Genomic DNA, 275 nt, shown 5'->3' with positions numbered 1-275 from the left:
CGATCTGGGTTACCAACGTTCATCATAATCTTAAAGGCAAGCTCTGGCATAGATTCAACAGAGTTGGTCTGTATTTCAAAATCAATCTGACTCTCGTAGATAAAGCCGGTGTCACCCTCAGCACAAGAAACGGTGACGTCTTGACCATCAACCAACAGTTCAGTGGCATTACCACAACCAACGATAGCTGGAACACCAAGCTCACGCGCAATAATAGCGGCGTGACAAGTACGACCACCACGGTTGGTGATGATGGCAGAGGCACGCTTCATGAC

At 48.0% G+C, this 275-nt stretch carries 1 protein-coding gene; it reads right to left on the bottom strand.

Features of this window, described 5'->3' with window-relative positions; translation table 11 throughout:
• Positions 1–275 (bottom strand): PEP-utilizing enzyme (locus tag AAEZ05_RS28545; RefSeq protein ID WP_350649951.1); only part of this gene is annotated, 275 nt, incomplete at both ends.

Source organism: Pseudomonas sp. HY13-MNA-CIBAN-0226, assembly GCF_040310305.1.
GTDB classification, from domain to species: Bacteria; Pseudomonadota; Gammaproteobacteria; order Pseudomonadales; family Pseudomonadaceae; genus Aquipseudomonas; species Aquipseudomonas gregormendelii.
This window is presented reverse-complemented; position numbering and strand designations above follow the sequence as displayed.